The 25,350-nt window shown below is 60.1% G+C and carries 22 protein-coding genes and 5 pseudogenes; 15 read left to right on the top strand and 12 right to left on the bottom strand.

Annotation, left to right across the window (positions count from 1 at the left end; translation table 11 throughout):
• Positions 1-27: 27 nt before the first annotated feature.
• Both AB1286_RS29180 and AB1286_RS29175 read right to left on the bottom strand, forming a co-directional pair.
• Complete coding sequence (locus AB1286_RS29180) at positions 28-2,808, bottom strand: type VI secretion system Vgr family protein (protein ID WP_430366669.1); 2,781 nt, start codon at positions 2,806-2,808, stop codon at positions 28-30.
• Between the two features lie 220 nt (positions 2,809-3,028).
• Positions 3,029-3,953: pseudogene (locus tag AB1286_RS29175) on the bottom strand (SOS response-associated peptidase family protein).
• Between the two features lie 526 nt (positions 3,954-4,479).
• Between AB1286_RS29175 and AB1286_RS29170 the strand changes: the two are divergent.
• Positions 4,480-5,628 carry a PDDEXK nuclease domain-containing protein gene (locus AB1286_RS29170; protein ID WP_430366668.1) on the top strand — a complete coding sequence of 383 codons (1,149 nt, stop codon included), beginning with the start codon at positions 4,480-4,482 and terminating at the stop codon, positions 5,626-5,628.
• Positions 5,629-6,052: 424 nt separating this feature from the next.
• Here the strand turns inward: AB1286_RS29170 and AB1286_RS29165 are convergent.
• Positions 6,053-6,406: pseudogene (locus tag AB1286_RS29165) on the bottom strand (nitrilase-related carbon-nitrogen hydrolase); the annotation flags it as partial.
• A gap of 261 nt (positions 6,407-6,667) precedes the next feature.
• Positions 6,668-7,096: a hypothetical protein gene (locus AB1286_RS29160; RefSeq protein WP_430366667.1), complete on the bottom strand. Its 429-nt coding sequence runs from the start codon at positions 7,094-7,096 to the stop codon at positions 6,668-6,670.
• Between the two features lie 536 nt (positions 7,097-7,632).
• On the opposite strand from AB1286_RS29160, the gene AB1286_RS29155 reads away from it, so the two are divergent.
• The 4 genes from AB1286_RS29155 (at position 7,633) to pcaD (ending at position 10,717) form a co-directional block, all read left to right on the top strand.
• Positions 7,633-7,989 carry a hypothetical protein gene (locus tag AB1286_RS29155; RefSeq protein ID WP_430366666.1) on the top strand — a complete coding sequence of 119 codons (357 nt, stop codon included), beginning with the start codon at positions 7,633-7,635 and terminating at the stop codon, positions 7,987-7,989.
• Positions 7,990-8,506: 517 nt separating this feature from the next.
• On the top strand, positions 8,507-9,190 hold the full coding sequence (locus AB1286_RS29150; RefSeq protein ID WP_430366665.1) for a 3-oxoacid CoA-transferase subunit A: 684 nt from the start codon (positions 8,507-8,509) through the stop codon (positions 9,188-9,190).
• Positions 9,191-9,200: 10 nt separating this feature from the next.
• On the top strand, positions 9,201-9,839 hold the full coding sequence (locus AB1286_RS29145; protein WP_430366664.1) for a 3-oxoacid CoA-transferase subunit B: 639 nt from the start codon (positions 9,201-9,203) through the stop codon (positions 9,837-9,839).
• A 110-nt stretch (positions 9,840-9,949) separates the two neighbouring features.
• Positions 9,950-10,717: a 3-oxoadipate enol-lactonase gene (gene pcaD, locus AB1286_RS29140; protein ID WP_430366663.1), complete on the top strand. Its 768-nt coding sequence runs from the start codon at positions 9,950-9,952 to the stop codon at positions 10,715-10,717.
• 52 nt (positions 10,718-10,769) lie between these two features.
• Here the strand turns inward: pcaD and benD are convergent, their stop codons facing one another.
• From benD to catA, 5 genes are all read right to left on the bottom strand, one after another.
• Positions 10,770-11,546 (bottom strand): benzoate diol dehydrogenase BenD, encoded by a 777-nt coding sequence (benD, locus tag AB1286_RS29135; RefSeq protein ID WP_430366662.1) that lies wholly within the window; start codon positions 11,544-11,546, stop codon positions 10,770-10,772.
• Positions 11,543-12,565, bottom strand: a complete 1,023-nt coding sequence (benC, locus tag AB1286_RS29130; RefSeq protein WP_430366661.1) for a benzoate 1,2-dioxygenase electron transfer component BenC — start codon at positions 12,563-12,565, stop codon at positions 11,543-11,545. Before benC ends, benD begins: the two co-directional genes overlap by 4 nt.
• Before the next feature lie 38 nt (positions 12,566-12,603).
• Positions 12,604-13,092: a benzoate 1,2-dioxygenase small subunit gene (benB, locus tag AB1286_RS29125; RefSeq protein WP_430366660.1), complete on the bottom strand. Its 489-nt coding sequence runs from the start codon at positions 13,090-13,092 to the stop codon at positions 12,604-12,606.
• Positions 13,089-14,447 (bottom strand): Rieske 2Fe-2S domain-containing protein, encoded by a 1,359-nt coding sequence (locus AB1286_RS29120; protein WP_430366659.1) that lies wholly within the window; start codon positions 14,445-14,447, stop codon positions 13,089-13,091. The genes benB and AB1286_RS29120 overlap by 4 nt, the downstream gene beginning before the upstream one ends.
• Positions 14,448-14,563: 116 nt before the next feature.
• On the bottom strand, positions 14,564-15,499 hold the full coding sequence (gene catA, locus AB1286_RS29115; protein WP_430366658.1) for a catechol 1,2-dioxygenase: 936 nt from the start codon (positions 15,497-15,499) through the stop codon (positions 14,564-14,566).
• Positions 15,500-15,675: 176 nt separating this feature from the next.
• Between catA and AB1286_RS29110 the strand changes: the two genes are divergently transcribed.
• From AB1286_RS29110 to catC, 3 genes are all read left to right on the top strand, one after another.
• Positions 15,676-16,599, top strand: a complete 924-nt coding sequence (locus tag AB1286_RS29110) for a LysR family transcriptional regulator (RefSeq protein ID WP_430366657.1) — start codon at positions 15,676-15,678, stop codon at positions 16,597-16,599.
• A 114-nt stretch (positions 16,600-16,713) separates the two neighbouring features.
• A complete protein-coding gene (locus AB1286_RS29105) occupies positions 16,714-17,841 on the top strand; it encodes a muconate/chloromuconate family cycloisomerase (protein WP_430366656.1) in 1,128 nt (375 codons plus the stop codon).
• Positions 17,842-17,891: 50 nt separating this feature from the next.
• On the top strand, positions 17,892-18,170 hold the full coding sequence (gene catC / locus AB1286_RS29100) for a muconolactone Delta-isomerase (protein WP_430366655.1): 279 nt from the start codon (positions 17,892-17,894) through the stop codon (positions 18,168-18,170).
• A 60-nt stretch (positions 18,171-18,230) separates the two neighbouring features.
• Here the strand turns inward: catC and AB1286_RS29095 are convergent, their stop codons facing one another.
• A complete protein-coding gene (locus tag AB1286_RS29095) occupies positions 18,231-19,094 on the bottom strand; it encodes an IclR family transcriptional regulator domain-containing protein (RefSeq protein ID WP_430366654.1) in 864 nt (287 codons plus the stop codon).
• A gap of 221 nt (positions 19,095-19,315) precedes the next feature.
• Here AB1286_RS29095 and pcaF point away from each other — a divergent pair, with 221 nt between their 5' ends.
• The 3 genes and pseudogenes from pcaF to AB1286_RS29080 all read left to right on the top strand — a co-directional run bounded on the left by pcaF (position 19,316) and on the right by AB1286_RS29080 (position 21,427).
• Positions 19,316-20,518: a 3-oxoadipyl-CoA thiolase gene (gene pcaF / locus AB1286_RS29090; RefSeq protein WP_430366653.1), complete on the top strand. Its 1,203-nt coding sequence runs from the start codon at positions 19,316-19,318 to the stop codon at positions 20,516-20,518.
• 177 nt (positions 20,519-20,695) lie between these two features.
• Positions 20,696-20,833: pseudogene (locus AB1286_RS29085) on the top strand (acetylornithine deacetylase); the annotation flags it as partial.
• A gap of 219 nt (positions 20,834-21,052) precedes the next feature.
• Positions 21,053-21,427, top strand: a complete 375-nt coding sequence (locus AB1286_RS29080; protein WP_430367356.1) for a c-type cytochrome — start codon at positions 21,053-21,055, stop codon at positions 21,425-21,427.
• 41 nt (positions 21,428-21,468) lie between these two features.
• Here AB1286_RS29080 and AB1286_RS29075 read toward each other — a convergent pair whose 3' ends face one another.
• The gene (locus AB1286_RS29075; RefSeq protein WP_430366652.1) at positions 21,469-21,963 is read right to left on the bottom strand and encodes a hypothetical protein; all 495 of its coding nucleotides are present in this window, start codon (positions 21,961-21,963) and stop codon (positions 21,469-21,471) included.
• A gap of 354 nt (positions 21,964-22,317) precedes the next feature.
• Here AB1286_RS29075 and AB1286_RS29070 point away from each other — a divergent pair, with 354 nt between their 5' ends.
• The 3 genes and pseudogenes from AB1286_RS29070 (at position 22,318) to AB1286_RS29060 (ending at position 24,112) form a co-directional block, all read left to right on the top strand.
• Positions 22,318-23,208, top strand: coding sequence for a LysR substrate-binding domain-containing protein (locus AB1286_RS29070; RefSeq protein WP_430366651.1), 891 nt, complete (start codon positions 22,318-22,320; stop codon positions 23,206-23,208).
• Between the two features lie 90 nt (positions 23,209-23,298).
• Positions 23,299-23,508, top strand: a pseudogene (locus tag AB1286_RS29065) (IS110 family transposase); the annotation flags it as partial.
• Between the two features lie 74 nt (positions 23,509-23,582).
• Positions 23,583-24,112, top strand: a pseudogene (locus tag AB1286_RS29060) (integrase core domain-containing protein).
• Between the two features lie 50 nt (positions 24,113-24,162).
• Here AB1286_RS29060 and AB1286_RS29055 read toward each other — a convergent pair.
• Positions 24,163-24,732, bottom strand: coding sequence for a TetR/AcrR family transcriptional regulator (locus AB1286_RS29055; protein WP_430366650.1), 570 nt, complete (start codon positions 24,730-24,732; stop codon positions 24,163-24,165).
• Positions 24,733-24,904: 172 nt separating this feature from the next.
• Between AB1286_RS29055 and AB1286_RS29050 the strand changes: the two genes are divergently transcribed.
• On the top strand, positions 24,905-25,342 hold the full coding sequence (locus AB1286_RS29050) for an ester cyclase (RefSeq protein WP_430366649.1): 438 nt from the start codon (positions 24,905-24,907) through the stop codon (positions 25,340-25,342).
• Positions 25,343-25,350: the final 8 nt, after the last annotated feature.

The raw sequence follows: 25,350 nt of genomic DNA, 5'->3' as shown, positions 1-25,350 counted from the left end.
ATTGGATTGGAATTAATGTCGTGGATCTCAAGCGGGTGTGCCGCCGGCCTTTGAGTTCGGCCTCAAAGCACGCAGCATGATCGACTCGACGTTTTCGCTCTTTTGCTCGGGTACGTGTCCCAGCTCGTTCGTCATCCCGGTTAGGCGCGTACCGTCCGCACGGACCAATTCGTAAGGATGGTTTTTCAAAACCTCGCCGGTGATGCGATTGCGCAGCACATAAGGATCGTTGAACTTCGTTTTAGGCAGGCTGTTCATGTGCTCCGCGACCGAGCTTGGTCCTTGTCGGCTGAACGACGCGGACTTCACTGTTCGTGCACCGCGCGTGCCGTCCTCGATGCCGTCGGCCGTAATACGGATATAGGAGCCGCCACACTTGAGCATTAGCTCTTGTTTGGCCTCGATCACGACGCGTCCTTGGTTGCTCGTGATCGTCATGTCCTGGTCCGCATACAGCCGCATTTCATCGCTTTGAGCCGCAACCTCGACTTTCCCCTTGGCCGCGAACAGCTTCATTCCCGCCTGCTGAACGAAAAGGCTGATCTTCTCGGCCGCCGCAATGATCAACGACTTCCCAGCGGCGACGTTGGTGTTTTCGCCGCTGATCACGCTGATCTGCTGATCAGCCGTGACCTGCGTCGATTGCTGCGTCGACAGGACAATACCGGCGGGGCTTGCCATCGCAAGCAACGGCGTTGCGAAACTATTGGCTTCGCCTGTACCGCCGCCTCCGGTGCGCCCGCCGGAGGCGCTGCCCGATGCGCTCTTTAGCGTGGCGCTTTTCATTGCCTTGAGGGTATCTTGACTGGCTTGCAACGGCTCGGCCTGCGCGGTCGCGCTAGCACTCGACAACGATTCGACGAGCATCCCGGTGCGATTGAACTGATCCTGTAGTTCATCGACGCCAAGTTGCTCGTTGTTGTACGAGCTTGAATGCGTGCTGACATACAGGCCGCGATTGGCACGCACGGCGCCGTAGTCGTCGGTGTGCAGCATAAAGCCACTACCCAGATACCGGCCTCGCGTATTGCCGTCCTGCGCAATCAAGTACCCTTGATGAAAGGCGCTGTAGCTTTTGCCCGTATAGCTTGTCAGGCGTGTCCCGCCTTGGTTCGTCGCGTCGTCGTGAACCAGTGCGTTATAAGCCCCCGAGTTTCCGAAGCCGCTCGAGCGAAAGCCCGAGAGCAATACGTTCGTGTGCCAGGGCGGCTGCGTGGTGCCGCCGGTGAGTCGGCCAAGAATGAATGGACGATCGCAATCGCCGCCCCAATGACCGATCGCCAGCCACTCGCCCGCGCGAGGTACATGCACGCCGCCATAGCCGTTTCCTGTGTCCGCTTGCATCGACAGCAGTAACGGCGAGGAAACGAAGGAGCCGGCTGGCGTTTGTCGATCCCACGCATAGCGAACACGGATCCGATTGAGCGCATCAGCCCACGCTTCTTCTCCTTGCGGGGCGACCGCCTGGGCATGCTCGATCTGCATGACAGGTTTGCTGTGCTCGAAGGGGCTCCGATATTCAACCGTCGCGAGCTGTGCGTCGAGCTCGACTACAAAAAATCCGGTCTGTCCGTCGGCCGGGTGCGGCTTGGACGCGAACCGCGTGCCGTGTGCGGCCTTTGCGTCTGCGATCGCGCGTTGCAGACTATGAGGAAAGGCCGCGTCGTGGCGCCCGATCGGCACATTGTTTTCGATGTGCCAGCGCAGTTCGACCGCGACGAACTGTCTGTCGCTGGGATTGCCGCCCTTGTGTCGTGGATGGTTGTTCAGCTCGAATTGTGAACCGGCGTCCGCCCATCTCAAGCCACCCACGCCTAAGAATCGACGTGCCTGCGCATCCCACGCTTGGGTGCGCAGCCGCACACGGTCATCGCCTGCGTCGGAGTTCGGATAGCCGTAGGGTAGCGATTCATAGACTTCCATCGGCGCGGTCGGAATCTGGCGCGATTCTTGATGACGCCATTGTTCGACGGTATATGTCGTCGTCTTGAGTGGACTCGTCGCCTCGAAGTCATGGCTCGGGCGCATATAGTCGAACGACCGGTTCGTATAGCGAAGACTCTGTAATGTCTGGACATCGGCCCATTGCGTTAGACCGTTGACCTCGTCGTCCGTGTTGCCCCGGTAGTACTCGACCTGTTTTCCCTGGGGGAGGGCCGCCAGACGATCGACGATGACGAGCGTCGTTGCCCCAGCCTCGTCACTCGCATGCTCCCAATAGAAGTACCAGCCTTCATCCTCGAGTATTCTGTGAACGAAATTCAGATCTGATTCCGCCTGCCGGCAATACGAGCGTACGGGTGGCTCCTTCGCAATATCTAGGCGAACGTTGCCTTGCAGCTGTGGATATCGATCGAGAACGTCGAGGACGATTTCACGTGCGTTTTTTTCGAGCCAATAATGATCGTTACGCGTATGGTCGAGGAAATAAAGTGCGGACGAGAATTCGAGCTGATAGACCGCGAGATTGCCGTCGCTCCCTAGTACGCTGATTCGATGAACGAAGCCGTGGACAGGACGGTACGTAGAACCAGAAGATTGCGCCGACGCCTGCTGAAGCCATAACGTCACGGGCTGATGCATCAGCGACAACAACGGGATATTGTTGCGTATTGATGCGGCGTCTACCGTCCAGCGATAGTCGCGGCCGAGCTTCGCCCAGCCTTGTGCGCGCAGCGGAACGAGTACGTCGGATCCGAGTGGCGTATCGAGCTTAAGCAGGCGTTCTCGTTGCAGTACGCCTCGCTGGATTGCATCGTATATGTCGCTGTACTTCAGTTCCCCGGGCGCGGCGGATCTGATTAGCATTATTGTTCCAATCTCTCAGTTGCTCCGAACGGCCGCGGAGCGGGGCAAGCCGCTGAATCGAATATCATGCGGCTTTGCTGTCATTTATTCTTTAAATCCTAACATAAATCCAGGATTTTCAGCTCGAACGCGCCAATCGTCGTATGCGATTGCGCCGAGGTTCGGGATGATGCGGCAGACCATTCGATTGCAGCTTGGATGTGACTTTTCCTACGGGCGCTCAGGCCGCCATGCGGTGCTCATAGTACGGCCGCTCACGTGCGTCGGGAGTCGCGTATAGCGCGGGGAGGTCGCTCGCGTCGGGCGTCAGCCAGGCATCAACTTGAGCCGGCTGGATGGGAATGACGCAGCGATCGTGACCGGCCGCCGCAATTTCGGGTGGCGGCTCGTTGGTGATGGCCGCAAACAACAGTAGATCGGGCTCGCCCTTGCCTTGCCAACGAGACTACAGGCACGCCACGAACATGTCGATCGGCGGAATCGGCTTGAATTCGAGCACGACGTTCGCATCCTTGGGGCGCCCTTGGAGTAGCGCCCCACTGACGTTTTCGTAGAAGGCATTGATCACTGACACGCCGAGCGAGTGGCCGAAAAGCAATTTCCGGAAGCCTTCGAGATTGTCGCGCCGTGCGTTGTAGGTACCGGGAAACTTGGGGTCGTAGAACGCCGGTCTGCCGGCTGGCCGGCATTGATAGCGCATTGGCTTGATGACGCGCTCGCCGTTTTCGTTGACCATCACTGGAGCGTAGTGGCTGGGGAAAATCCGCCCGTCACGAGCCTGTGGTGTTGGGCGCCGAAGGTCGCCCAGCCGCCGCAGGAAAGCGTCGATCTTTTCGGTGGCGATACGTTTGTTCTCAAAGACGGTCTTGGTCGCTTTCGCCTGTAGGGCACGCTCCGCATCCGCGAGACGGTTGCGCTGCTCGAACAAGCCTTCCTCGAGCTTGGATATCGATCATCGCCTTGATGCGCAGTTCGTTGTCAGACTGAGGCTGTGCAAAAAGCGCGTCGACGAGTTTCGTGATCTTGATTGCGCGACCCTGCTCACGCTCCCAGTACATCCGGATCAACTCGTCGAGGTCCAATCGCGCGCCGAACGCCCTGACAAACCGCAAGTAGTCATCTTTGATTTGAGCTGAATAGCACACAGGTCGCCTCCGCACCGGGCATTGCCTTGACGACCAGCTTACGCGAAGCCGGGCGCTGCGACTGCGGGATTGAGCGCAGCCACATACTCGCCGCGCTTTACGTGGAAGCTTTTTCTGCCGAGCTATCAGGGGACAACCATTGCGGGCGCAGTGATGGGCTTCAGTGATTGGCGACGGATGTTAGCGGCCCGAAGCCGCGGCCGACATCCGCGTCTCGATCCCAATCGGCCAAGTACGACCCACTGCCGTCATTCGCCTCCCTAGTGGCTCAGCGGTAGGTATTGGCGCGAAGCAGTCACGGGGTTCGGCTACTCACCGACAGCACCTCGGCCGAAACTGTCATTGAAGTCGGTCGCTTTCCACCTTAAACGAATGACAGCCTCTACGGAATCGAGAGCACGTACGTCTGCCGTATGGTCGAGCGTGGCGAACAGGAATCGTGCGATAGGATGGTTCCATCAGAGCGGCGGTCCGGAACCCCATCACATTGATACAATGCCGGGCCGCGAGCAGCATGAGGACAGGTATGACTGATCTCAGAACCGACAACCCTGACTATGGCGCCGTTCATGGCGACATCATCGCCCTGCTGGAAACTGCTCGCCGCACAGCCGCCCGCAGCGTCAACGCACTGATGACGGCCACCTACTGGAAGATCGGTCGACGCATTGTCGAGTTCGAGCAAGGCGGCGCAGAACGGGCAAGCTATGGGCAAGCCCTCCTCAAACGCCTGTCGGCCGACCTGTCGGCGCAGTTCGGACGAGGTTTTGGTACAGATAACCTGGAGCAGATGCGTCTGTTCTATCTGGCGTACCCGCCAGACCAGATTTCCGAGACACTGTCTCGGAAATTGCCACCGAAGAATGCGCGCGAGAAATCCGAGACGCTGTCTCGGATGTTAAGCCTTGAGCAGTTGGCCACAGTGTTCCCGCTGTCATGGTCGCACTACGTTCATTTGATCCGTCGCACCCGTTCCGTGGAAGAACGCGAGTTCTACGAAGGCGAGGCCCTGCGCGGAGGCTGGAGCATACGCCAACTCGATCGCCAAATCGCCACTCAGTACCACACCCGTGCCCTGCTTTCTAGGAACAAGCGCGCGATGCTGGAAAAAGGCAGCCGACCGCAAGCCAGCGATCTGGTCACGCCGGACGAGGCGATCAAGGACCCCTACGTTCTCGAATTCCTCAACCTTAAAGACGAGTACTCCGAATCACACCTGGAAGACGCGCTGATTCACCGGCTCGAGGATTTTCTTCTGGAACTCGGTGGCGACTTCACTTTCGTTGGGCGTCAGCGTCGCCTTCGCATCGGCGAGACCTGGTTCCGCGTCGATCTGCTGTTCTTCCACCGGCGTCTTCGCTGCTTGATCATCATCGACCTGAAGCTCACTGAACTGAGTCACGCCGACGTCGGGCAAATGCACATGTACTGCAACTATGCTCGCGAACACTGGACGCTGCCCGGTGAGAATCCACCAGTGGGCCTGATCCTCTGCGCCCGCACCAATGCGGCGGTGGCACGTTACGCGTTGGAAGGATTACCCAACAAGGTACTGGCCGCCGAATATCAGACTGTCTTGCCCGATGAGAAGGTGCTGGCCAAGGAATTGGCAAGGACGCGGCGAGAGTTGGAGGCGCGATCCCTGACACGGCCGGGAGATGCACCGGCTCAATGAATGCGCGCCGCCGTCACCGGTTCCCAGGGCGCGAATTCACCCGAGACGTCCTCCCCTCGACGTCAAGGCGGCTCGCAGCTATATCGACATCTATGCTGATCAACCTAGAGGCACGGCCTCGCTGAATCACTGAAATGATCTTCGATAAGCTACGCATGGTTTCGGTTTCGCACAGGACGTAGGAGCAATTCGCATGTGCGATACCAGTCGTCGCTGATCGACCGGATTGGCGAATCGTGAACGGCCAGATTGGCCGCGTTGCTCGCCGAAGCGCTCTGGCAGGTTTCAAAGTGAAGCGGCCGTTCAAATGGCTGCCCTGCTGGAACGCCAAACGGCAGCTCATGGCCGGCACCGGAAATCCGCCCTCTCTTCTCCCCACGCAACAAACCTGCGTCTGCGTTGAGCAGCCGCGCAGGCCAAGGGTCTACTCGCCGTGCGGGATGCCCTCTATCGGACACTCCGCCGTGCCGGGCGTGGTACGCGTGAGCGCCTCCACCTTGCGCCGCGTGCCTTCGGGGTCTTCGATCCAGTTGCGATAGAACCCGAACGGGCACGCGGCCACGCCGTCGGCGCAGTCGCCGGAATGAAGCGTTCCCGTGTAGCCGCGATGAAGCAGCTTATACAGATGGTTTTGCGACTGCATGGTGCGCCGCGCGTCGCGAATCATGCCAAGCGATAGTTCGGCATACTGCACGCCCATTTCTTCTTCGCCGCACTCGCCCAGCGTGCGTCCGTCGAAGCCGACGATCGCCGAATGACCGAAGTACGAATACACGCCGCATCCGCGGAGATTCCCGCCGCCATCGAACGCAATCGCACCGACTCGCGCATTGGCAAGGTTGTAGCCGATTTCTTGCGCTAATCCATTTCTACTAGGAGATTCACATGAGCATTGTCGTTACAGACCGCGCAATCCTCCGGCCACATCGCTGTAGGTAGTTAACCCGAAGCGGCGGCACACGTTGGTGCCGCTCCTAAAGACGCGTCTGCAATCTGGGCGCGCATCTGGCGAAGCAGAAGCGCGCCGCTTCCATGTGACCTAGCCCACGTTCGGACCGGTCGATATGAATTCAAGCAGAATGTTGGGTACAACTACGGGACTGTTGAAACTAAATTGCGCGACCACCGCCGGTGAAGGAATCCACATTTTCACATCGTTAGTAATCAGATACTGTGCAGGCCCCGCTCCTTGGGCAATTACAGCCCCACTCGAGATAGCCGGGCCCGGAGGGCAATTGTCGACCAGATAATCGTTTTGTTGGACAGTAGGCGAGTTAAATAAATTCGCAAAAGTAGCGGGATCTGGCACGAGGCGGAGTAGCCCATTCATGATCAGGAAGATTCCGCCTGCGCCGCCATTACTGCGCATAACCAACTGGCCGTCATAGAGACGCCAGTCGGTCGCGGCCAAGGCCTCATGGACCTGGCCCTTAGTAGCAGCCTGATGAGACATTGAAGTTTGTGTCATCAAATTTCCCCTTGAAAATTATCATCACCAACCGGATAGACATCTTTACAATGTGCCTAATGCCGGCGAGAAAAATATAGGTAGTTTGTGCCGTCAGTTCAAGTTATCAAACCCTAATTAATCAGACAGGTCTGTATATATAAAATTCCACTTCGCATCGGCGCAAACCGTTTCGCATATCGATACCGTATTAAATCTCCACGGCGCGGCCTCGCAGGATGGACCAGAGCGTGATTGTATTGATACTTTTTGTCCATTTTGAGCATAATTAAATATCAACTCGCACGCCGCGCTGCTCGGCGAGAATCACGTGGACCTGACTGGCGACTATATGTGGTATATCAAGAAGCCCGTCGCCAAATGGTGATTTGGGCCGCTACGCACGGCCAGATCAATTAAGGTCAAGCCTCACTAGCTATCTCGCTGGACTTGGTCGGTCCAGATGTGCTGACGGGGCATCCGGAGCAAAGGTCTGGAGTGCTGCGTTAGGACGTGTTGGTCGCAATGTGGCGACCCTCAGTCTTTAGTGTCCGGCCATGAGCGGTCGTTCGACACGGGTGCTCAAATCGCCGACAATCGAACTGTTTGTTCCCGTCGACAGCTCGCGTTCTCGTTGCCGAATCGCCAGGATGAAATCGCCCGAGATTGTCGAACCACTTGAGCATCCACTGGCCGAGTTTTCATCGACCGCCGGTTGTGCTCGAGAAGTCGTGGTTGCGGGGCTGCGTTGGCCAACTGCGTATTGGTGCAGTCTGGCGGTTGATTGGCTCGAGCAAGGACTACCTGTCGACGATGACATCGTTGAACTGCTGGAGGCGATCGCCAAAAATCGAGGGTTTCCGCAGAATCTGCGGCACCGTGCATTGTCCATCTACAAACGGTCGACAAAATAGCAGGGCGCGCAGTAGTGGTTCGTCGAACTGTATAGGACTCAAGACGCCGTTCGTTTAGGGATTCGACGCCTGCCAACACGCACGGAGGCACCGTCACGTTCCTGTGGCCGATGGCAGGCATCAAATAACCCGACCATTTGTGCTGCCGAAGCTGACCTCGAACGAAGCCATCGCCTGAACTAGCAGTATTGAACTGCGCGTCTACCTTCAGGCCGCTATCCGAAAGCCGGATATCACCGAGCTGGGCATAGTTCGCTCCACCGGCAAACCGATTGCCGATCGTCATCGCGTCTTTAATGCCGAGCACGTCGACACGCAGATTCGCCCTCGTTGCAATCGTGGCAGTCATCCGAGCGAACGAGCCAATTGCAGCCCGGCGACTGCACCCTCGATGTGGTTTGTACGATGTTCGATAATCGCACCATATTTCGATAATCGCCGTTGACGCGCCAAGTATGCGCCTCTACATTGTTCGTCAACGCGAACCTTGAGGCGTTCCGGTAGGGCGCATACACCGATGATCGATAAGACAATTTCCTCGCTCGAAGCTGCCGTTGCGGGCATTGCCGACGGCGCCACCATCATGATCGGCGGGTTCGGCTCGGCCGGACAGCCGGCCGAGTTGATCGATGCGCTCATTGCACAGGGCGCGCGCGATCTGACCATCGTGAACAACAACGCAGGCAACGGCGAGATCGGTCTGGCCGCGCTGCTCAAAGCGCGGCGTGTGCGCAAGATCGTCTGCTCGTTTCCGCGGCAGGCCGATTCGCAAGTATTCGACGCGCTGTTCCGTGCCGGCGAGATCGAGCTCGAGCTCGTGCCGCAAGGCAATCTCGCGCTGCGGATTCAAGCGGCCGGCGCCGGGCTCGGCGCCGTGTTTACGCCCACGGGCTACGGCACGCGTTTGGCCGAAGGAAAGGAAACGCGCGTGATCGACGGCAAACCGTACGTGTTCGAATACCCGATCAAGGCCGAGTTTGCCTTGATCAAAGCCCACAAGGGCGACCGCTGGGGCAATCTGGTTTACCGCAAGGCGGCGCGCAACTTCGGACCGATCATGGCCATGGCCGCCACGACGACGATCGCCCAAGTCTCGGAGATCGTCCCGCTCGGAGCGCTCGATCCCGAGACCATCGTGACCCCGGGGATTTTCACGCAGCGGGTCGTGGCCGTGCCCCAAGCCCACGCGCGCGCCGCTTGAGGAGCAATCGATGAACAAATGGACCCGCGATCGAATCGCACAACGCGTCGCCCGCGACATCCCTGAAGGGGCCTACGTCAACCTCGGCATCGGTTTGCCGACGAAGGTGGCCAATTACTTGCCGGCCGAGCGCGAAATCTTTCTGCACAGCGAGAACGGTTTGCTCGGCATGGGGCCCGCGCCCGCACCGGGCGAGGAAGATCCCGAGTTGATCAATGCCGGTAAAGAGGCCGTGACCTTGCTCGAGGGCGGGGCGTTCTTCCACCATGGTGATTCGTTCGCGATGATGCGCGGGGGCCACCTCGACATCTGCGTGCTCGGCGCATTCCAAGTGTCCAAGAACGGCGACTTGGCGAACTGGCACACGGGCGCGGCCGACGCGATCCCCGCCGTGGGCGGTGCCATGGATCTAGCGATCGGCGCCAAGCAGGTATTCGTCATGATGGATCACCTGACGAAGACGGGCGAATGCAAGCTCGTCGAAGCGTGCACGTATCCGCTTACGGGTATCGAATGCGTCGATCGCATCTACACGGACCTGGCGGTCATCGACGTCACGGCGGACGGCCTCGTCGTCGTCGATATCGTCGAAGGCTTGAGCTTCGATGCGCTACAGGCAGTCACGCCCGTGCCGCTCAAGCAAGCCTGATCGACGCCGCACATTCTCAGGACACCTGAGTATCTGCCTGTCGATATGCCGCGAAGAGCATCGGCTCGATGGCGGCATATCGGCGTTTCGCTTTTTCGGAGACAGCCTGTATGCAACACGCGAACGGCATCGCTTACACGACGGCAGGCCCGCAAGACGCGCCCGCCATCGTCCTCTCGAATTCCCTCGGCACCACGCTCGACATGTGGTCGCCGCAGCTCGATGCGCTGGCGCAGCGGTTCCGCGTCGTGCGTTACGACGCGCGCGGCCATGGGGCCAGCGTCGCACCGGTCGATAGCGTCTCCCTCGATACCCTGGGGCGCGACGTGCTGGCCGTGCTCGATGCGTTGAACCTCGAGCGCGCGCATTTCTGCGGCATTTCGATGGGCGGTTTGACGGGGCAATGGCTCGGTGTGCATGCCGGTGAGCGAATCGGCAAGCTGATCGTCGCCAATACGGCCGCGCGCATTGGTTCGTTCGACGGGTGGGCTGGGCGGGCTGCGCTCGTGCGCGCCGAAGGCATGGCCGAAGTTGCGGGCGGCGCGGCGGGGCGTTGGTTCACGGCGGATTTCGTCGAGCGGCACCCGCTGGTCGTCGCGGAACTAACGGAACAATTGCGCGCCACGCCGGCGGACGGATACGCAGCCTGTTGCGATGCATTGGCGAGCGCCGATCTGCGCGAAAGCATCGCAACGATCGCCGTGCCCACGCTGGTGATAGCAGGCGAGCACGATCCGATTACGACCGTGGACGACGCCCGGTTCATCGCCGAGCGCGTTGGGGGCTCGCGCACGGTAGCGTTGAATGCCTCGCACCTGTCCAACGTGGAGGCGGCCGAAGCATTCAACGCGGCTGTGTTGGCGTTTCTCGCCGAATGAGTGGGAAGGGATATTGCACGGAGCGCCGCTCTGGTGGCGCTCCATGCCGTGGCTAGCCGTTGTCGCCGCCTGCAACCGGCAGAACTGCGCCGGTGATGTACGCGGCCTCGTCGGATGCGAGAAAGAGAATCGGTGCGACTTGTTCGTCGAGTGTGCCGTATCGCTTAAGGAATGTCGATTCCGTTACCTGTTTCACGGCTTCGCTCATCCAAAGCTTTTCTTGCGCGCTATCGCCGGATAGATTGCGCGGCACGCGTCTCGCGGGCGCCTCGGTACCGCCCGGCGCAGCGGCGACCACACGGATGCTGCGCTCGCCGTACTCCATCGCAAGCGATTGGGTCAACGCGTTGACGCCGCCCTTGGCGGCCGAATACGGAACGCGGCGAATGCCTCGCGTTGCATTGGAGGAGACGTTGACGATCGTTCCGCGGCCTTGCGCGAGCATGTGCGGAAGCACCGCATGGCAGGCGTACAAGGTCGGCATCAGCGAGCGGCGGATTTCGGCATCGATCTGTGCCGGCTCGAACTCGGCATAGGGCCGCATGCGAATGGCGCCGCCCACGCCATTGACCAAGATGTCGATGCGGCCGAACGTGCTCTTGGCAAATGCCATCGTGGAGGCCGCGCCTTCATAGGTCTCCAGGTCTGCAACGAAACCGGCAGTCTGTGCTCCGACCGCCTCCGCCGCAACCTCGGAGACGAATTCGGCGCGATCGACCAACAGCACCGCCGCGCCTTCGGCGGCGGCGCGTAGCGCAACGCCGCGACCGATGCCCTGAGCGGCACCGGTCACGACCATCACCTTCCCGTCGAATCGCCGCGTGCTCATGCGGCCACCGCCGCTGCGTTGGGGGTGAATTTCTCGTAGTGGAAGCTCGCGGGCTCCACGCCGCTGTCATCGAAATACCGGCGAACGGCGTCCACCATCGCCGGCGGTCCGCACAGGTAGACATCGACATCGCCGTCGTTCAAGGATTCGACCGGTATATGTTGGGTAACCCAGCCTTTGCGCGGATGGTTCGAACCGGCCTCCGCCACGACCGTAGAAAACGTGAAATTCGGCAGCCTCGCCGCGTAAGCTTCGATCGCCTGCACCTGGACCAGGTCGAGCTCGCGCGTCACGCCGTAGACGAGATGGATGCGCTGCTGGGAATGGCTGCGGGCCAGAACTTCGAGCATGGACAGGAACGGCGCCAAGCCCGTGCCGCCCGCCAGAAACAACAAAGGCCGTTCGACCGCCCGCAGATAAAAGCTTCCCAGCGGGCCGGTCAGCGCGACTTTGTCGCCGGGCCTCGCCGATTCGAGCCACGTGCTCATCACGCCACCGGGAATCTTCTTGATCAAGAAAGCGATCTTCGATTCGCCGGACGCGGACGAAAACGAGTACGAACGACGCTCTCCGCTATTAGGCACTTCGATGTTCACGTACTGTCCGGCCAAGAAAGCGGGAGGCCAACCCTCCACCTCGAACTCGAGCACCACCGCGGCGTCATTGTGCGGTTCTAGCTTCGTGAGCGTCGCCGCGAAACGGCTTTGTTCCGTTTTGCATGCCGCCGACGAAGCCGGGACCGCGATCACGCAATCGCTATGCGGCACCATTTGGCAGGTCAGCACGAGACCCTGGTCTTTCTCTTCGTCGCTCAAAGCGTCTTCGATGTAATCCTCGCCCAGATCGTAGGCGCCGCTTTGAGCCCGGCACTTGCAGGTGCCGCATACGCCGTCGGAGCAATCCATCGGCAGGTTGATCTTGGCTCGAAATGCGGCATCGAGGACTTTCTCTCCGGCTTTGCATTCGACGAACCGCGTGACGCCGTCTTCGAAATTCAGCGCGATGGTGTAGCTGGACATGGTGCCTCCGACATTCAGTCTCGTTCCGGCCGTGGGCATCAAACGTGATACACGTCGAGCACTTGGCGGATGTAGTCGTTCTTCAGCACGATCTTTTTGCTCGAGATCAACAAGCGGCCGTCAACTTTTCGGAAGGTGACGTAGATGGTGCCGAAGAACTGGTCCGTGATCTTGTAACGATGGTTTAGCGTGTTGAAGTTGTATCGAACGTCCACTTCGTTTTCTCGCTCGGTCAGCACTTCCACGTTGGACACGGTGTGGCTGGTACGCGGCTCCGGCATCGACGCGCCGCTGCGCTCGGTCTTGATGCGAAAGACGCGGTCCTCCAAGCCACACCGGTTGGCGTAATACATCAACGAGATTTGGCTTTTCGGGTCTTCGGTCAGCTTGTCGTCGTCGTCCCAGGCCGGCATCCAATAGTCGACGTCCTCGGCATAGCAGGCCAGCCATTCGTCCCACTCGCGGTCGTCCAGGAAGCGCGCCTCGCGATAGAGCGCATTGCAGATGTCTTGATAGCCGATGCTCATGCTGCCGCCTCCGACTGTTCCTTGCGCAGCGCTTCGCGCATCGTTTTCATCCAGTATTCGTGCTGAACCACGAAAAGGCCTTCGTCTTCGCTTCGCTCGCCTGAAACGAGCGGGTTCAAACCTATGGCTTTCGCATTCGCATCCGGCCCATGGACCCACAGCGGGGCGCCGCGCGACATGTCGTTCCAGGCGGCCGCCGTGCCGCCGTATCCGGTTTGGCACGCGCGGAATTCCTCGAGGTCGTCGCTCGTGCCCATGCCCGAGACGTTGAAGAAGTCTTCGTACTGGCGGATGCGGATGGCTCGGCTTTCCGCGCTTTCGCCTTTCGGGGCGAAGCAAAAAATGCTGACTTCGGTTTTGTCGACGGCAAGCGGACGGATCACGCGAATTTGCGTACTGAATTGATCCATCAGGAATACGTTCGGGTACAAACACAGATTGCGCGTTTGATTGACGATGTATTTCGCTTTTTCTTCCCCCACGCGCGCGGCGATCTCGTCGCGATGCCGGTACACCGGCCGCACTTCGGGATTCATCGTATTGGTCCAAAGCAAGATGTGTCCGTGCTCGAAGCCGTAGACGCCGGCCACGGACTTGCTCCAGCCGTTCGCGTCGACGGCGCGCGTGCCTTCGACGTTGCGGCGGCCCATCGTGGCCGCGTAGTTCCAATGAACGGTGCTGACGTGATAGCCGTCGCAACCGTTTTCCATCTGCATCTTCCAATTGCCGTCGTAGACGTAAGTGGAATTGCCGCGCAGCACTTCAAGACCGTTGGGCGCTTGCGAGACGATCTGGTCGATGATGACCTTGGTCTCGCCGAGATAGTCTTCGAGCGGCATGACGTCGGCGTTCAAACTGCCGAATAAGAAGCCGCGATAGTTTTGAAACCGCGGCACCTTCGTGAGATCGTGCGAGCCGTGCTTGTTGAACTGCACGGGATATTCGGTGGTCTTCTCGTCTTTCACTTTCAGCAGCTTGCCGGTGTTCGAGAACGTCCAGCCGTGAAACGGGCAGGTGAAGCTGCCCTTGTTGCCATGTTTGCGACGGCACAGCATGGCGCCCTTGTGCGCGCACGCGTTGATCACCGCATGCAACTCGCCGCTCTTGTCGCGCGTGACGACGACCGGTTGGCGGCCGATCGACGTGGTGTAGTAGTCGTTGATCTCCGGCACCTGGCTTTCATGTGCGAGGTACACCCAGTTGCGCTCGAAGATGTGCTTCATCTCGAGTTCGTACAAATCGGCGTTCGTGAAAATCTCGCGGCGGCAGCGGAACACGCCGCCTTGCTCGTCGTGTTGAACCGCGTGGCTGAGCAAATCGTCCAGTTGTCGGGCTGTGTCGGTACTTGCGGACATGAGTCGTCTCCCTCTGCGCGTCGCGGGCTTCGGGTGAAAGCCCCGCGCATCGGTTCGAATAGTTCGGGCGAAAGAAGGTAGGCGGCCGCGCGATGAGCGAGCCGCCGAGGATGCGATTACAGCGTGACGGTTGCGCGCGGGCGGTTGACCAATTGGTTGTCTTTGCCTTGCACGAGCGGCGTCAACGCGATGTTGAACTCGATTTCCCGGTAAGCGTCGGCCTTGAGGCCCAGCGCTGCACCGCCGGTCTTTGCCACCACGTGCGGCACGAGTTCCTCGCGTGTCGCATAAGCGAAATCGTCCCAAATGAGCGGATCGCCCTCGATGTTGATTTGCGTCGTCAGCTTGCGTGTCTTCTCGCTCGTAACGAAGAAATGCACATGCGCGGGGCGGTTACCGTGACGTGCCAGCGCGTTCAGAAGCTGCTGTGTCGCGCCTTGCGGCGGGCAGCCATAGCCGACGGGCATGAGCGTGCGGAACTCATACTTGCCGTCGGGGCCGGTCTTGACTGCGCCGCGCAGGTTGAAGTCGTCTTGAGCGCCGGTCGGATCGAAGTGCGAGTAAAAGCCCTTCGAATTGGCGTGCCAGCATTCGACGAGCGCATTGCTCACCGGCTGTCCACCGGGGCCCGTCACCGCGCCGCGAATGACGAGCGGGGCTGCGTTCTCGTCCGGGTTCACGTCGATCTTGGCGACGCCCTCGCGCACGGGTGCGCCTGCGACATACAGCGGACCTTCGATGGTGCGCGGCGTGCCGCCGTGGATGTCTGCTTCGCGATCGGCCGCATCCATCCGGATGTCGAGATACTTTTCGAGTCCTAGGCCGGCCGCGAGCAACGCGGCTTCGCCGTCCCGCCCGAGCTTGTTGAAGTAGTTCACACCGGCCCAGATTTCATCGGGCGTCATGTCGAGCTCGTCGATGGCCCTGAACAGGTCGCTCAGCAGGCGATGCGTAATCTGTTTCACGCGGTCGTTGCCCTCGCCGCTTCCGAGGTTGGACGCTGCCTTCAGCAGGTCCTGCACTTCGCTCGATTCGAATACCTTGGCGCTCATTGTCTGCTCCTGACTCTCGTTATCGTCGATGGGGTTAACCCTCGCCTTCGTCCAATCCGATAATGCTCAGAAGGTATAATTCGGACGGAAATCAGCGTGTGGATGCAGAATAGAGGACGTAAAATGCCCAGGTCCAACACTGATTTAGTATCGGTCTATATCCAAGAGGTATTGAGATGGAGTTGCGACATCTTCGCTACTTCGTAGCGGTTGCCGAGGAGCGCAACTTCACGCGCGCGGCGCAGCGGCTTCACATTGCCCAGCCGCCGTTGAGCCGGCAGATACAACAGCTCGAGGAATTGCTCGGCGTGCAGTTGTTCGAGCGAAACTCGCGGCCCTTGAAGCTGACGGAGACGGGTAAGTTCTTTTACTCGCATGCGGTGCAGTTGATCGCGCAGACGAGCGAGTTGGAATCGATGACGAGGCGCGTCGGCAACATCGAACGCAGTTTGTCGGTGGGCTTCGTCGGTTCGACGCTTTACGGCATGCTGCCGAAGATCATTCGCCGCTTTCGCGACGAGAACGCGACGGTCGAACTGAGTCTGCACGAGATGTCGACGATGGACCAGTTGCGCGCGCTCAAAGACGGCCGCATCGACGTGGGCTTCGGCCGCATCCGGCATGAGGACCCGAACATTCGCCGCGTGATTCTGCGCGAAGAAAAATTGATCGTCGCGCTTCCTGTCGGTCATGCGCTTTCGCTCGCCAAGCCCGCGCTGTCGCTTCGCGAACTCGTCAACGAGACGCTCATCATTTTTCCTCAGTCTCCGCGGCCGAGCTATGCGGACCAAGTCCTCGCGGCATTCCAGGACCGAGCGCTCACGCCTCGGCGCATCTACGAAGTCCGCGAATTGCAGATCGCGCTCGGGCTGGTCGCGGCGGGCGAGGGCATTTCGGTCGTGCCGAGCAGTGTGTACGGTCTGAAGCGCGACGACGTGAGCTACATGGAGCTCGACGATCCGACGCTCGTCTCCCCGATCATCATGAGCATGCGCGCGATGGACGAGTCGCGCGACATCAAGGAAATGCTGGAGCTCGTCTACCGTTTGTATGAGGAAGAGCGGATCCCCTACCAGCCGCGCACCGACAAGGGACGATAGGCGGCGATAGAAGTCCCATACCTAGTAGGTATCGCATCAGACATCGATGGTCTTGGACAGGCGCAGAACTGGCGGGCAATACTGCTGCAACCCACCCACTTCGTCATTTCAGGTATGAACGCCCAAGTAACATCCGTCGAAGCGATCTTGGTCGATCTTCCGACCATTCGCGCGCATCAGCTCTCCATGGCGACGATGCGGCAACAAACCATGGTGATCGTCCGCCTGCGCTCGAGCGACGGCATCGAGGGCATCGGCGAGGCCACGACGATCGGCGGGTTGTCCTATGGGGAAGAGAGCCCCGAAGGCATCAAGCTGACCATCGACCGGTACTTGGCGCCCGCGCTGGCCGGACACGACGCGACTAACATCAACGCCGCCATGCTCAAGCTGAACAAGGCGGCGCGTGGCAATCGCTTCGCCAAGTCCGGCATCGAAACCGCGCTGCTCGATGCGCAAGGCAAACGGCTCGGCGTGCCCGTCTCGACGCTGCTCGGCGGGGCGGTGCGCAAGACGTTGCCGGTGCTGTGGACGCTCGCCAGCGGCGATACCGATCGCGATATCGAGGAAGCCGAGATGCTCCTCGCGGAACGCCGCCACCATACCTTCAAGTTGAAGATCGGCCGTCGTAGCGTTCGCGAAGACGTGGCGCACGTGTCGAAAATCAAAGCCGCGCTCGGCGACCGTGCGAAGGTGACAGTGGACGTGAATCAAGCGTGGAGCGAAATCGACGCGGCGTCGGGCATCGCTTCGCTGGAAGCCGCCGGTATCGACCTCATCGAACAACCGACTCCCCGCGAGCATCGCGGGGCGCTGGCGCGGCTTGCCGCGCGGTTCATCGTGCCCATCATGGCCGACGAGGGCATCACCGGTCCCGAAGATGCCCTCGAACTCGCGCGCGATGCCTGCGCGGATGTGTTCGCGCTGAAGATCGCGAAGGCCGGGGGCATCTACGCCATGATGCGGACCGCAGCCGTCGCCGACGCGGCGGGCGTGCAGCTTTACGGCGGAACGATGCTCGAGGGCAGTATCGGCTCGGTTGCCTCGGCGCACGGATTTAGCGCGTTGTCGCAACTGTCGTGGGGGACCGAACTCTTCGGGCCGCTCTTGCTCAAGGACGACATCGTCACGGCGCGCCCTGCCTATCGGGACTTCGATCTCCATCTTCCCGAAGGCCCCGGGCTCGGTCTGGAGATCGACGAAGAGAAGCTTGCTTTTTACCGCCGCGACAAAGACGCGTAAGCGCGCACCGCTCGGGCCACATACCAACGATCACTCTCGAAGGAGGCAGCATGCTGTATCTGGTAAGAATGGACGTGCACCTGCCGCACGAAATGCCGCAGGCACAGGCGGAAGAAATCAAAGCACGAGAAAGGGCTTATTCGCAGGAGTTACAGCGAGCGGGGAAGTGGCAACAGTTGCATCGCATCGTCGGCGAGTATGCGAATTACAGCGTGTTCGACGTCGAGTCGCACGACGAACTGCACAGCATTCTTTCGGCGCTGCCGTTATTCCCCTACATGACGATGCAGGTGACGGCGCTTGCGCGTCATCCGTCGTCGATTCGTTGAAATAACTCAAGGCAAGGTGCATTCCGGGCCGGCGCTTAGCCGTGCCCGCTTGGGGCGACTTCAGAGCGCGAGCAGCGCCAATTCCCCTGCGCTCTCGCGCAGCGCCGGCAAAATGCGGCTTTCCATTTCGGCCGGCGACATGCGCGCCGCCTGCACGCCGACGTTGAGCGCTGCGATCACCCGCCCTTCGGCGCCATGAATCGGCACGGCGATCGAGCGCAAGCCGATTTCCAATTCCTGATCGTTGAGGGCATACCCGTTGGTGCGCACGGAAGCGATCGTGTCGCGCAAGCCCTCGCGGGAAACGATCGTACGCGGCGTGTATTGAATGAGTTTCGTGCGATCTAGATAGGCGTCGAGCGCCTCGGCGCTCAATTGCCCCAGCAGCACGCGGCCCATCGACGTGCAATAGGCGGGCAGCCGGCTGCCGATGTGAAGATCGATCGACATGATGCGCGAAGTCGATGCGCGTGCGATGTACAGGATCTCATCGCCGTCGAGAATGGCGACCGAACTCGACTCGTTCAGCGTGGCACTGAGATGGCGCAACACGGGCTGTGCCGCGTGAGCGAGCGGCGTGGTCGCGAGGTAGGCGTGGCCGAGTTTCAACACGCGCGGACGAAGCGTAAACAGGCGGTTGTCCTCCTCGGCCACGAAACCCAATTTCGCGAGCGTGTAAAGACACCGTCTGACGGCAGCGCGCGGAATACCGGTGCGCTGACTGATCTGGGACGTCGTCAGCACCCGGCGCTCCTGCGAAAACGCTTGGAGAACGGCTAAGCCCCGTTCGAGCGAGGTCATGAAATTCGGATCGCCGGCCGGGGCCGATTCCGCCGCAGGTTCGTTGCTCTCCTGTTCGCCGCCGGCATGCGCGGCAATTTCTTCTGGTGTTTCCGGTTCGGTGCGGCGGCTCGCTCGTTTCATGGCAATTCCTTTAGCTGGGCGAATTATAGCGATAGGTGCGTTACGCGCGCGGCGCTTGCCGCCGACGGCAGCCGCCGGCCCTGATCGCCTCTTTAAATGGTCGATAATCGCACACTATTCTGATAACCGCACTTGACGCTGATGGCGCGCGAACCCCAAGATGATCCATCGAACGTCATCACCCTGAAGCCGGAGTGCCGGCACCAAGCTAAGGATCCGAGATGGAAAACGCCTTTATCTGCGACGCAATTCGAACGCCGATCGGTCGCTACGGCGGTGCACTGGCATCGGTGCGCGCCGACGATTTGGGCGCGGTGCCGATCAAAGCGCTGATCGAGCGCAACGCCACGGTCGATTGGAACGCGATCGACGACGTCGTTTTCGGCTGCGCGAACCAGGCGGGGGAGGACAACCGAAACGTCGCACGCATGGCGGCGCTGCTCGCCGGTTTGCCCAAAGAGGTGCCGGGTAGCACGGTCAACCGGCTTTGCGGGTCGGGGCTCGACGCGCTGGGTATCGCGGCGCGAGCGATCAAGAGCGGCGAAACCGAGCTGATGATCGCAGGCGGCGTCGAAAGCATGAGCCGCGCGCCGTTCGTCATGGGCAAGGCGGAGAGCGCGTTCAGCCGCGCGGCCAAGATCGAAGACACGACGATCGGCTGGCGTTTCGTCAATCCCGCGATGCGCGCGATGTATGGCGTCGATTCGATGCCTGAAACGGCGGAGAACGTGGCAAGCGAGTTCGAGATCGGCCGCGCTGATCAAGATCGATTTGCGCTGCGTAGCCAGCAGCGTGCGGCGGCGGCGCAAGAGAGTGGGCGTTTTGCCGAGGAAATCGTTCCGGTTGCCGTCGCGCAGAAGAAGGGGGAGCCGCTCTGGGTGGCGATGGACGAACATCCGCGCGCGACGACGCTCGAGGCGCTCGCTAGGCTCAAGGGGGTGGTGCGGCCCGATGGCACGGTGACGGCGGGCAATGCATCGGGCGTGAACGACGGCGCGTGCGCATTGTTGTTGGCGAACGAGCGCAGCGCGGCTCGATTCGGCCTGCGGCCCCGTGCTCGCGTCGTGGCGATGGCGACGGCGGGCGTCGCGCCGCGCATCATGGGCGTTGGGCCGATCGATGCCGTGCGCAAGGTGCTGCGTATTGCCGGGCTGACGCTGGATCAAATGGACGTCATCGAGCTGAACGAAGCGTTCGCCGCTCAAGCGTTGGCGGTGGGGCGCGCGCTCGGGATCGGGGATGACGATGAGCGACTGAACCCTAACGGCGGGGCGATCGCGCTGGGGCATCCGCTCGGCGCGTCCGGTGCCCGGCTGGCGACGACGGCGACGTATCAACTCGCGCGTACCGGTGGGCGATACGCGCTATGCACGATGTGCATCGGCGTAGGGCAGGGAATCGCGTTGGTGCTGGAGCGGGTTTGAACCTATGTGTCGGCGCCAACGGCAGCCGACACGTCTCGAGCGATGACGAGGATGTCGAGTTGGCCACGATCTTGGAGCGGCACTCGCAGCAGACTCCGTAGCGCATGGCAGCCCATTCCGATTCGCTCCACCCATGATCGCGCACTGCCGGAAGGAGCCAAGCTGTGGAGTGCTGCCCCTGACGCGGCTATCGAGTTCATGTATCTGGCGTCGGCACCGGGACTCGACGCCGACGAAGAGGCCGCGATCACGAGGCTCGTTCGTGCGCTCACGGGCGATAGCAATACGCGCAAGGTCACATACCGCACCGAGGCCAAGGGCCGTTCGCAACCGCAAAAAGAGATTCATTGCGGCGCTGCAATGCAATGTGTCATGATTCATTGAGTGGCTCGCGTCTGAAAGGGAGCATGGGCCACGGCCGGAAGCAGGAAAATCAAGTCATTTCGAGGATTGGCTGGTTATAGTTGTTTTTGGCGTCGGCGGAGTATGGGTGATGTTTTTTTGAATTTGATTTATACAAAAAGCCGTGAAAAAGTGAAAATATTATTCATTGTGTTGTTTGGGATTTCTTTGTTTGTTCGGGCATCGCTATCCGTTGCGGATAGCGACCATGGGAAAAGGATCTTCTTGGCGCGATGCGCCATGTGCCATGGATCGGATGCCAAAGGAACGGGGCCGCTTGCGAATAGGAGCAATCCGCCTACGCCCGATCTTACGACATCAACTTTCAAAAAGCGGCTCAGTGATTATCCTGGCGTCATTGTGTCGTCGATCATACTTCGTCCAAACGGAGACTTGATTCCAAGAACTTTGCGAGAGAATGGTGTAAAGCTCTCGCCTTACCCTTGGACTATTAAAGATTTTCGGGATTTAAATCAATATCTGACTGCTTTGATTTCGCGCGGTTAAATATTTTTGAGTCGACTCGAATTCAGTGAAGGCGCGGACGATCACGGGCGAGCGTTGCAGCAGTTCTTACACGTGGTCGAACACAGTGCCTTTTCCACGTTCGCGAAGAAGCCGTCGTAGACCTCCCGTTGCAAGACAGTCTTCTTGCGCGCATCACCGTTGCTATCCCAGACCGTCCTGTCGAATCGCGCGCGCACGAGTGCCGACTGTTCGCCGGCACCGGATCGAACCGTCACGATTGCTGCAATGCGCTCGTGGTCCGGCTTGGCTGGAAACATGCCGGTGTAGCTCTTGAGTGCGCCCCGGAGTAGCTCGCGCCACTTCGGCACGAGCGTTGCACTGCGACCGGCCTCAACCAGGCCCGTCTCCTTGTCGACCGACACCGGCGCGTATCCCAATTCCTCGAGCGCCTTGGCGACAGCGTCAAGCACGTTATTCGGCGCGGCATTCGCGAAGGTGCGGTCGCGCATGCTTTGCAAGCTCCGTTGCTCGGCCTCGGTCAGGTCGACGCTCACTTGCCGCGAGCTGTATCGCACCAATGTTCCACCGCTGCCGGTCTCACGCTCGTTCGGCTGTGCACATGCCGCCAGGAGCAAGGTGGCCCCGACCAGCACCAGCTGCCCGCCTACCCGGACGATCCAATCGCTTATGCCGGCACTCGTTGGCGTGCGTGCCCTAGTCCAGCCCGCCGTCATGCGGCCGCGCCGTACGGCGTTTGGCGTGTCGCAACAGTGCTGAACTGCGAGGTTTCGAGTGGACTTGGCACGATTGTCATCTCCGGCTGCTGTGTGCCGCTTATGATAGGGATTAGGCTCTGTACGAACAAACGAGAAATACTTCCGGACTCTTTAGCCGATCTTTGACATTGCGCCATGCGCCGACTACCGCCTTTGAATGCCTTGCGCAGCTTTGAAGCCGCCGGGCGCCTGAATAGCCTTACCCTTGCCGCCAAAGAATTGAATGTCACGCAGAGCGCAATCGCGCAACAGATCCGCGTGCTGGAGTCTTTCCTTGGACAGAAGCTCTTCGAGCGCGATGGGCGGTCCCTGCGCCTAACGTTGCGGGCTCGTCATTACCTGGTGGACGTTGCAAGCTGTATCGGGCGCCTGAGCGATGCCACGGAGCAGATGTTCGATGCTTCTGACCGGCACCGGATTCGGGTCAACACATCCTCCTCGTTTGCACACGGTTGGTTGCTTCCGCAACTGGGCCGCTTCCATGTGCAGCACCCCAGTATCGAGGTCGAGCTTGTGTCCACCCCGGACATGGAGCTCGAACGCATCGATGAATCGAGCGACGTGATCATTCGGCGGTATACGCCGGAATTGCGGCGCAAGGGTTTCGCGTCCAGGCCGCTTCTGACGAATGCCGCCGCGGCGGTCTGCGCGTCGGGTCATCCGGTGTTGGAGACGCTGCGGACACCGTCCGATTTGCTTCGAGCACCGCTGCTGCACTACGCGGGCCTGCCACAGGTATGGCAATACTGGTTTCACCAAGCGGGTGTGCCGGTTGGCGAGACCCTGCGCGGCTTTTTTTACGACGAGTTCGCCTTGATGCTTAAAGCGGCGACGAGCGGTCTGGGTATCTGCCTGGCGCCGCGTCCCGTGGTTCGGGACGAGGTTGCAAACGGGCACCTGACGGTACTCTTTCCGGAGGTGAAGCTGGAGGGCCCCCCGTTTTACTGCCTGTATCGGGAAGCGCCGGACGACCGGCCCCTCGCCGCGTTCATCGCGTGGCTGTTCGACTGCGCCGCCGCAGGGCACGATCGATCGGCCGGGTGAGATAGAGGAACACCATCAGCGACCGGGAGGGTTCGATCGGCGACTTTGCCCAAGAATGTCCGACCACGGTTTCAAAGGATAGATTAATTAATCGAAGCGCGGCGCGGTGCCAAAAAAGCAATCGTCGCTGTTGCGGCGTCCATGCTCACTGCCGCGTGGCACATGCTTCGCAACGGCGTGGAATACCAGGACCTGGGCCCTGATTACTTCAATCGGCACGACATGCAGGGGACTGTTAAGCGGCTGCTCAAAAGACTGACGGATCTCGGGTATCCCGTTCAACCCGCGTCTCCATCGTAATGGCTTCTTACCAGAATGGAACTATGGACAAGTCGAACAAGTTTTCTGCTTAGCTACTTGGGCATGCAGTTCGCATGGTGCGAGAGCATCGCGGCGAGTATCCGTCGCAGTGGGCGGCGATCGAATCCATTGCACCTAAGATCGGCTGCACGAGCCAGACGCTGCCTGGATGGGTCAAACGAGAAGAAGTCGATAGCGGCGAACGCGAGGGTGTGAGCATGTCGGAGCGCGCGCGACTCGAGGTGCTGGAGCGCGAAAGGAAGGAACTGCGTCGTGCCAACGAGATTTTGAAGCTGGCCAATACGTCAGCATTCGCTACAGCGAGCGCTTGGCCGAAGCGGGCATCGAACCGTCGGTCGGCAACTGGCGCAACAGCTATGACAACGCCTTGGCTGAAACGATCAACGGCTTGTGGAAGGTTGAACTGATTCATCGCCGCGCCTGGAAAACGCGAGAATTCGTTGAACTGGCAACGCAGGAGTGGGTGGGCTGGTTCAATCATCATCGATTGATGGAACTCCTCGGCTATATCCAGCCCGCCGAAGCGGAGGCAAACTACTACCGGCGACTCTGTAACGCAGTCGCAGTGCCGGCATCAATCTAAACCAACCGGCCTCCACAATTCCCGGGGCGATTCACCTCGGCGATTCAAGTTCACCACCCGGATAGCCCGCGGACAATTAATGCGACCCGTTCGATGCGCGTGCTGCTTTTGATCCGGCCGGAGCGCTCTAGCTCGGCCAACCCATGAAGCGCCGCCCAGAACGTCTCGGTCGCCACATCGACATTGGCGCTTGACGGCGAAATAACCGCCGCAAGCGCCTCAAAGGCATTTTTTAGTTCCGACCTTGTTTCGACCTCTGCGAAGCGTAAGTCGGTGGGGAGGGTGAACATGGCTTCGTAGAGGGCCGGATGTTCGCGCGCGAAGGCGAGATAAGCCAAGGCAACGCTCTCGAACGCATGACGATGATCGGTTGATGCGCGCGCTGCCTGATGAAGCGCCATCGTGATTTCCCGAAAACCCTCGACGGCGACAGCAGCAACAATCGCGTCCCTGTTCTTGAAATGGGAATAGAGGACGGGCTGGCTGTATTCGATTTCCTCCGCCAACCGGCGAATCGTGACGGCATTCCAACCCTCGCTTTCCGCGATCAGGCGCGCCGCCTCTGTAATGCGATGCTCACGTTCAGCCCGTTCTTTACCCTTGCGCTCAGCGACACCCAATCTTCGATCTCCTTGAAAGCCACACACTCGTAACGCCCCCACGCTTGACATTCTAGCATTGCTAGAATATTGTCCTAGCGTTGCTAGTTTATCTTGTCTCGCTAGGTTCAACAAGCACAGTGCGGCCGTTCCAGCGCATGAATCCCTAACCAGCTACCGGAAGCCATTACAAATGGAAACCTCAGTCTCAATCGATCTGACCAAGCTCGGCCACCTCTTTGCCGAGATCATGTCGAGCCACGATCTGTCGCGCCTCGACGAGATCAAAGCGCCCAGCTATGTGAACCATAACGCCTTCGCCGAACCCGGACTCGAAGGATCCAGGAAGGTCCTTGGGGCCATTATCGCGGGTGTGCCCGACCTGAAGGTCACCGCGGAAGACGTCTTTGTCTCTGCCGATGGTTCCCGCGTGGTCGGTCGCTACCGGTATGAGGGTACGCACACCGGCAACCTCCTCGGCTACCCTGCGACCGGCAAGCCGTTCGTCATGCGCTCGATCGACATCTGGCGGGTGGAAAACGGACGTTTCGTCGAGCATTGGGACGAACTCAATACCCTCGACGTCTTCATTCAGATCGGCGCCGTGCCGCCGCCTAAACAACCTTCCTGACCTGGGTC

It is taken from the genome of Trinickia sp. NRRL B-1857, assembly GCF_050470685.1.
GTDB lineage: Bacteria > Pseudomonadota > Gammaproteobacteria > Burkholderiales > Burkholderiaceae > Trinickia.
Note: the sequence above shows the minus strand (reverse complement) of the source record. Positions and strands in the feature narration are given on the sequence as shown.